We start from the raw sequence: 7,270 nt of genomic DNA on the forward strand, positions 1-7,270 counted from the left end.
TTATTCAATTTCTGCGCTCGCCAATTTTTTGGATGATCAGGTTGACTCGGATTCGGCTGATTTTTAACAAGAACCCAAGTGTTACCCATTTTTATGGCCTTCCCCTCTTGCTCAAGCCTTAGCCGGCATAAGTCCTTTATATAGGAAGGCTTAAGGCCCCACTTTTCGGAGGCCTCTTTTATGTCCATTATCTGTTTTAAAGGATTCATTTCGTCACCTTAAATTCTTATACTTTCTCTAAATATAAGCGATTGCGCTTATGTTTGTCTAGAAATAGTATAAAAACCCAGTGATTTTAGATATCACCTTGGTGTATTATATCATGCGCCATTTGCTTAAGAGGAGTATCCCAGCGATATAAAGGATTATTCTCAAGTTTACCGCTCACTTTCTCTCTAATATCCGTTTTCACCAGATTGATTTTGTCTTCCAATTTCGATAACTCAAGATCCACTTTTTCCTCGTAGAAATTCTGAACCAAGATGTTATTCATTACCCGATTTCGGATTTCTTGCTCTGTACTCTCTTGGAATTCCTTAGCAAGAACCTCGTCTGTGGGAATAACTTTCCCAACGCCATGATATTTCATTTTATTCTCCAACCATTCAATAAATTCTGGTGTTGTCATAGAGTTTAGCTCTACGCGATTGTGTTGTAACCACTCCGTCCACTCCCAAGGAACATAATCGGCCACTGGACGTCTGCTATCATTTTTAAAAGTTTCAATTTGTAAGCCTAATTCAACGGCTTCTTCTGGATCAAGTCCCAGATTAATTACTTTTACTTTTCGCTCCGGTCGAGCCATTGTGGCCTCCTGCAGTGTTTCGAAAATTTTTGTTCCCGCAGCGTCTGCATCATGCACACAAAAAAATTGAATTTCTTCCTCCGTTTCTCCAAGAAGATCGAAAAGGTCTTTTACCGCCCTTGAAGCATAACCTTTGGACGATAGTAAGGCACAGTCATATTTTTCTGGAAATCCAACATCTCGTAAACTCGCGAAGTAACCTTCTTTCTCTATAAAAATTATCTTGTTGAATGTCCATTTTGGACGATTATAATTTTGAACAGCGATTGTACCTAGTGGAATTTCTTCGCCAGTATGTGGATGATATAATGTCCCTCGTGGATCTCGATACATTGAAGGAATATCCCCATACTCAGCTTCATATTGCGTTAAAATAGAGCAAAAATAATTATAATTTGGCTGTTTACCATTGAATGCTTCCATGATATATGGCCTGATCGCATAATAGAGTTGACGTTGACTAAAAATGAATTTCCCATCTCCACTTGTTTTTGTTATTGCAGCAGGCAAATTTATCAATACAATTTCTCTTTCTGTAAGTCCACCAGAAATTTCGAGCTGATTCAGTTTTCTTGCTTTTGATACTGCCCGTTTTATTGTCGTTTCGATTACACTTGACATTGGCCGAAAATCTGGAGCTTTTCCATCGCTTGTTATTGGCATATATGGCGTTATAATGTTCAGAAAAAATTGTGCTGGTCTACATTTGACGTCAATATATAAACCACCACTCCAAATGATTGTTGAAGCTTGTTTAGTTGCAACTTTAACGTCTGTCGTCACGGGCGACTTATTAACGCATATTGTTATCGAAGATTGGAGGTTCATTGGGTCACCTTTTTTTATGCCAACCCATGCCTCAACAATGATTGGGATGTTTGCGTCATATAAACCACGAGCAGATTCGATTGAAAACTCCCCTGCTTTTTTAAAATGCTCCAAGTTTGTGTAACAATCCCCAACCTCACCCAATGACTTAGCAGAAGGTGCTTTGATAGCTTCCCGCAGCAACCTTAGCATATGTTCAGCATCACCGAAGGTTAATTGTTGTGTACTTGTAAGTAATCCATTGAAATCATTATGTAGACGGGTTACTATTTTTTCTGAGATTTTGGCACCTGCAAACAATGATACAAAACTTTTAATAGGCATATCTGCAGCGTTAACTAGTTCATAAAATGCTTCAGAAGTGTACCATTGTGGTGAAGATTGCCCTTTTTTATATAATGTTCCTTTGCTAGAAAAATTTATTGCTAATTGTCCCCAGTTAAGTGTTTCCTCGTCAACATACATACCTAATTTTACAAGAATTGAAGTACCCATGTGTTCATCATTTCTAACAAAGTCGACCTTACTCGTTCCATCATCTTGAGGCAAAATATGAAAGGTATTCCCCCTAGTGGTTACCGTGAGGCTTCCACCTGTGGCTATAACAGCACCCGTGACAACTCTCAATCCATTACCAAGCGCCCCACGACTTGGCAATCGTACTAATTTCGAAGAGATCATAGGACGATTTATTGAAAAATACTCATGTAACCACTCCGGATCTATTCCTATTCCATCGTCAGATACACGAAAACTATAATTGTCTACAAGTTCAAGCTTACAATCCCCAGTAGCATCTAATGAATTATCTACCAATTCTTTCACTACTAACAAAGGAATGAACTCCCGGTGAACTCCTGCCTTCTGGCAAAGAGTTTCTATGTTTCTAAATAACTTCCAATCTTCTCTTACCAATTGCATACAACATATCCTCCGATCACTATTATGACAAGCGATATCGCTTAACATAAAATTATCATAAGCGATATCGCTTGTCAAAATAAAATCAATGGCGTTATTTCATATGGACGATTGTTTGATTAACAGACTATAATTATTTCAAATGTAAAGGAGCGTTTTATGTCAGAATCATTAAGTATACGCCGATTTTATTTATGAAATTCAGTGAAAGGAGCACAATTTTGAATCTGATTGCAGGAATAGAGGTCAAGACACTTATCGTAGGCTTTTTAATAGTTGCGCTAGTTTGGGCATTAAACCAACTTTTTCAGGCTGGTAAACTTGCGAAACATCCCATCGTAATTAGGTTTGTTGATCGCTTACCACACAGTAGATTAATAAATAACAATATAGAGCCTAGTGAGATCCTTGAATTACAAGATGAACTAGCACGATATGATAGAATGTATCTGACATGGACAATAAGACAGGCTATTTCCTTTGCTATTTCAAAAGAAATTAAAGCTGTAGTCAGAAAAAATCACATGACAATCAACGATGTAGATCAGTTAGGAGGTCTGGAATTTGAATTTTTCCTTAAGAAGCTATTTGAGGGAAAGGGTTATGAGGTTGAATTGACAAAGGGGTCTGGCGATCAAGGTGTTGATCTCATCTTGTATCAGGGGCGACGGAAAATTGCAGTGCAAGCAAAGCGCTATTCTCCTTCTCAACGAGTAGGGGTTACTGCGGTTCAGGAGGTTTGTACAGGTAAAATTTCTACAATTGTACTGAAGCATACGTTATAACTAGCTCTTATTATACCTCCCCGGCATCTGTTCTCGCTCAAAAGGTTGGTGTCAGTCTCATCAATCGTGACCAGCTAATACGGTTGTTAAATGATAATTATAGTTCCCTTTTATGATTACCTAACGTAATTTGATAAGAACTTCTTCTTTTTAAAAAAGTGGATGCTTTATTCTGTGTGGGTTACATGTTGTTTCCATAGTTTTTTTACTATTACTATAAAAACAAAAATCACTTCCGCCCATTACGCTGAGTGGAAGCGATTGCTTTAAAAGTGAAAAACGCGTTTACGATCTGCTTAAGTGAATGTTGGAAAAGTGTTCGCACAAAAAATGATTCACCGTATCCTTGATTTATTAAAATGCCTATCCTAGCCTTTTAATATTTGACAGAAATTAAATGCCACTTGGAATACACACTCTCCACGGTGTATGTATCGTTTCCAGTTGAGACTTTTTACGGATTATTACCGACATTAACCACGACTGAGAAAATCCCCTCTTTATCGTGCTTCAGTATGACGATAAAGGTACCTGGCATAGATTCTGGATTATTCTGTCCATTGAGATCATACCAGCCCTTCAACCGTTCTGAAAGGAGCTTGCTCTTATACTGGATTGCGTCTCGTTCCTCGTCAACCTTATACTCTTTGACCTTAACAGCGTCACTCGGAATTACAGAAGATGCTTCACGTATAGCTTCCTTTACAGAGCGCCTTGGGGTATCCGTAGCTTCAAATGACAGTGTAATATTAAAAGCCGTGTTTTTCTTTGTAACGTCATCTTCGGCATAGATAGCGAGAAAGCTATTATTCTGATAAGAACTTATCCCGGCATCCTGCCCATTCTCATCTGCACCACGGATCTGTTCTATTATCTCCTTTGTATCCCCAAGTCCTCCTGCCTTGGTGACCAGTGAATCTATAGATATTCCTTGATTTTTAACTGGCTTATTAGCCTTGCTACTCGTTACGGCTTCGTCCGTAGCAATCGGATCATTAGCCGTATTTATTGCCTCAATGGCATTTTGGCCCTCATTGTTTTCCTTGTTTGATTCTCCGCAACCAGTCAAAGTTACTGATAAAACCATACATCCAGCCATTAAAAGCAGTCTCTTATTGTGAATCCCCATACTCAGCCACCTTATTTTAATAATTATTTAATCCTAACCTACATTTTAATAAACCATTAAATAGTTACTTATTGTATAAACTTACCTTTCCATTATACCAGCTATCGTTATTTCGATGACTATTTAGTTTAAAAAACACAAATAGGTCACCTGAATCCAGATGGCCTATTTGCTAAACAGTTTTATACTGACGGTTTAATATTATTATAGTCCATGAGACAAAACATTATTACTCCAATAAGTTATTTTTTCAAAAAATACTTTACCTAATGATTATTTCTGGACAAACAACTGTAACCCATAAACAAGAGTGTTGATGTTCAATCGTCAAAAAGCACTTGATGCTATACGAGTATACTATCACTGACGCACGAGAGTCTAATGGACTTAAATTACCGTTTAATAATCTAAAGTTCACTTAGGGAACAGGCTAATTCCTCTCAACAAAATACCTATTTGTCATATACCATGCATTGCCTTCCCCAGTATTAACTTGCCCTTTCTTTCTATCTAAGAAAACAATTTCATCACAACTTCTGCAACCCCATTTACTCCTCTTAAACGTTGATTTCGCGACATAGGATTCCCCACATTTACACTCCACCTGAATCAATGTCTCATGCTGACTATAGGCATTTTTCAACTGTTCATTTTCCTTGTTTGTTGTTAATTGATTCACTGATATATGTTCCCTTTGCTCACTAAATTCATTATGTACCTTAAAGTCTGCTACAAGCTCCGGATTTAACCCAAAATATTCTTTGCCAACTGTTGTTACATATTTGCTGCCTATTCGGTAAGATTCCATCCAATCCTGTATTTGTTTGCTGGACAATGCAATAGATCCTTTGATTCCACTATTTAGCGTGTATGTCATTATGAAAGACTCAACTGAACGCATGTGTTATTCTTCTCCTTTTACTCTAATAAAGTCAATTATACTATATTAACAAACAAAGTAGACATGCTTAGCCCCCCACTAAGTTCAACTAATTTTGACTATAGTAATTAAAAATCTTTGTCTGATTCGTTTTATCATAAATATAAAGATCAGAATAGTAATTCGGTCTTTTAATAAGCGGCATAGATACTCACCGCGTATATAGATATGAACATTGCGTTAAGCTAACGCCAGGAATGTAGAGTGCCTTTTGCTGGGCGCAGGCACTCTAAGTTATCGGCGGGAGTAGCGGTCTAGAGGGGTACGTGCTGGCTCTTTAGTGGGCGCTCTTCCCGCCTTTTAGACCACTATTCTCCCATTACTTGTCTTGCTTGCTCACCGCTCCGCCGCCGGTTAATTTCTTTTGAACTTCACCTTAAATAAATATGCTAACCCAGTTTATTATAAAGGAACTCTGTTAAATCCAGTAGATTGAGCAACACCTTTGGCCTAAGCTTTGTATGATCGATTTATCAAACCATAGACACTCTGCATTGACGATTTGGGATGCAGTGTTTGGGAAATATGATCATAATGTCGGGACACGATAGTTTAAAAGTAAAAAAGAAGAGATGGCGTAAAAATAAGCCGTCTCTCCTTTTCATCTATATAAAGCGGGTGATGGGAAATCGAACCCACGCTACCAGCTTAAAAAGCTGGAGTTCTACCATTGAACTACACCCGCGAATAATTTATCGGGACGACACGATTTAAACATGCGACCAAACCAGGTGCTCTACCAAGCTGAGCTACATCACGAAATAGATGCCGGTGAGAGGACTCGAACCTTCGCGGTTTCCCTCACGATTTTGAGTCGCGCCTGTCTGCACCGAACTCGTAAGAAAACAGATTTACAGTCTGCTGCGTTTGGCCACTTCGCTAATCCTCCATATGTGGTGCCGGCGAGAGGACTTGAACCCCCAACCTATTGATTACAAGTCAGTTGCTCTACCAGTTGAGCTACACCGGCATTTTAAGTTAAATGGCGTAACCGACGGGATTTGACCCCTCGAACTCCTGCGTGACAGGCAGGCATGTTAGGCCTCTACACCACGGTTCAAGAGGCAGCTTTCTTAGTTGAAAGTAATTGCGGGGACAGGATTTGAACCTGCGACCTTCGGGTTATGAGCACGACGAGCTACCGAACTGCTCCACCCCGCGATATAAGGTATGGTGGAAGCTGAGGGGGATCGAACCCTCACGGGTATGAACCGTACGCTCTAGCCAGCTGAGCTACGCCGCCGCCATATAAATAAAAGTCAGAAATGTTCAAAATATGGCTCCCCGAACAGGGCTCGAAACTGTGACAATTCGATTAACGTCGAGTGCTCTACCAACTGAGCTATCAGGGAATATTGGTGGAGCCAAGGGGGATCGAACCCCTGACCTCCTGCGTGCAAGGCAGGCGCTCTCCCAGCTGAGCTATAGCCCCATCTTAAAATTCAATTTTGTATGTATAAACAATAGCCTGATAGGCAAAAAAAAGCCCCATTAAGGGGTTGCTTGGCGGCGTCCTACTCTCCCAGGACCCTGCGGTCCAAGTACCATCGGCGCTAGAGGGCTTAACGGTCGTGTTCGGGATGGGTACGTGTGGAACCCCTCCGCTATCGCCACCAAACATGAATTTGCTGTGCAAATTCTTTTTCAGGAATCAGCATCGCCAAATGCTGTGTGTTCGCTTGTCTCATATAAGCCTCTCGAGCTTACATGAGACAAAACTTACACCCTGAAAACTGGAACCGAAACTCCATTGCGTTCTATCCTTAGGATAAGCCCTCGACCGATTAGTATTGGTCAGCTCCATGCATTACTGCACTTCCACCCCCAACCTATCTACCTCGTCGTCTTCAAGGGGTCTTACG

6 protein-coding genes, 6 tRNA genes and 2 rRNA genes are annotated in these 7,270 nt (G+C 40.0%); 2 read left to right on the forward strand and 12 right to left on the reverse strand.

Translation table 11 applies throughout. The features are described from left to right. Together QD47_RS33580 and QD47_RS28900 are read right to left on the reverse strand one after the other, a co-directional pair. On the reverse strand, positions 1 to 209 hold a 209-nt coding region (locus QD47_RS33580), incomplete at its 3' end, for a helix-turn-helix domain-containing protein (protein WP_044649372.1). 86 nt (positions 210 to 295) lie between these two features. Further along, positions 296 to 2,554, reverse strand: coding sequence for an ATP-binding protein (locus QD47_RS28900; protein ID WP_044649373.1), 2,259 nt, complete (start codon positions 2,552 to 2,554; stop codon positions 296 to 298). A gap of 221 nt (positions 2,555 to 2,775) precedes the next feature. On the opposite strand from QD47_RS28900, the gene QD47_RS33835 reads away from it, so the two are divergent. Further along, positions 2,776 to 3,339 (forward strand): restriction endonuclease, encoded by a 564-nt coding sequence (locus QD47_RS33835; protein ID WP_052647017.1) that lies wholly within the window; start codon positions 2,776 to 2,778, stop codon positions 3,337 to 3,339. Then, positions 3,336 to 3,455, forward strand: coding sequence for a hypothetical protein (locus QD47_RS34355; RefSeq protein ID WP_152643906.1), 120 nt, complete (start codon positions 3,336 to 3,338; stop codon positions 3,453 to 3,455). Before QD47_RS33835 ends, QD47_RS34355 begins: the two co-directional genes overlap by 4 nt. Before the next feature lie 338 nt (positions 3,456 to 3,793). Here QD47_RS34355 and QD47_RS32790 read toward each other — a convergent pair whose 3' ends face one another. The 10 genes from QD47_RS32790 to QD47_RS32795 all read right to left on the reverse strand — a co-directional run. Next, positions 3,794 to 4,468 carry a hypothetical protein gene (locus tag QD47_RS32790; RefSeq protein ID WP_200893547.1) on the reverse strand — a complete coding sequence of 225 codons (675 nt, stop codon included), beginning with the start codon at positions 4,466 to 4,468 and terminating at the stop codon, positions 3,794 to 3,796. Positions 4,469 to 4,898: 430 nt separating this feature from the next. Beyond that, the gene (locus tag QD47_RS28915; protein ID WP_082067353.1) at positions 4,899 to 5,369 is read right to left on the reverse strand and encodes a hypothetical protein; all 471 of its coding nucleotides are present in this window, start codon (positions 5,367 to 5,369) and stop codon (positions 4,899 to 4,901) included. A gap of 652 nt (positions 5,370 to 6,021) precedes the next feature. Continuing rightward, a tRNA-Lys gene (locus QD47_RS28920) sits at positions 6,022 to 6,093 on the reverse strand. A 10-nt stretch (positions 6,094 to 6,103) separates the two neighbouring features. Further along, positions 6,104 to 6,167 (reverse strand) — tRNA-OTHER (locus QD47_RS32000). Between the two features lie 135 nt (positions 6,168 to 6,302). Continuing rightward, positions 6,303 to 6,378 (reverse strand) — tRNA-Thr (locus QD47_RS28925). A 117-nt stretch (positions 6,379 to 6,495) separates the two neighbouring features. Further along, a tRNA-Met gene (locus tag QD47_RS28935) sits at positions 6,496 to 6,569 on the reverse strand. A 116-nt stretch (positions 6,570 to 6,685) separates the two neighbouring features. Continuing rightward, a tRNA-OTHER gene (locus tag QD47_RS28945) sits at positions 6,686 to 6,760 on the reverse strand. A gap of 4 nt (positions 6,761 to 6,764) precedes the next feature. Continuing rightward, positions 6,765 to 6,840, reverse strand: a tRNA-Ala gene (locus QD47_RS28950). A gap of 69 nt (positions 6,841 to 6,909) precedes the next feature. Continuing rightward, positions 6,910 to 7,026: ribosomal RNA gene (gene rrf / locus QD47_RS28955) — 5S ribosomal RNA — on the reverse strand. 146 nt (positions 7,027 to 7,172) lie between these two features. Beyond that, positions 7,173 to 7,270, reverse strand: a 23S ribosomal RNA gene (locus tag QD47_RS32795); the annotation flags it as partial.

This window comes from Paenibacillus terrae (assembly GCF_000943545.1).
In the GTDB taxonomy this organism is placed as follows: Bacteria; Bacillota; Bacilli; order Paenibacillales; family Paenibacillaceae; genus Paenibacillus; species Paenibacillus terrae_A.

What these genes read in the sequence shown, in the direction of transcription:
- QD47_RS28915 (WP_082067353.1), bottom strand. Translation starts at nt 5,369, where the DNA reads ATGCGTTCAGTTGAGTCTTTCATAATGACATACACGCTAAATAGTGGA.
- QD47_RS32790 (WP_200893547.1), bottom strand. Translation starts at nt 4,468, where the DNA reads ATGGGGATTCACAATAAGAGACTGCTTTTAATGGCTGGATGTATGGTT.
- QD47_RS28900 (WP_044649373.1), bottom strand. Translation starts at nt 2,554, where the DNA reads ATGCAATTGGTAAGAGAAGATTGGAAGTTATTTAGAAACATAGAAACT.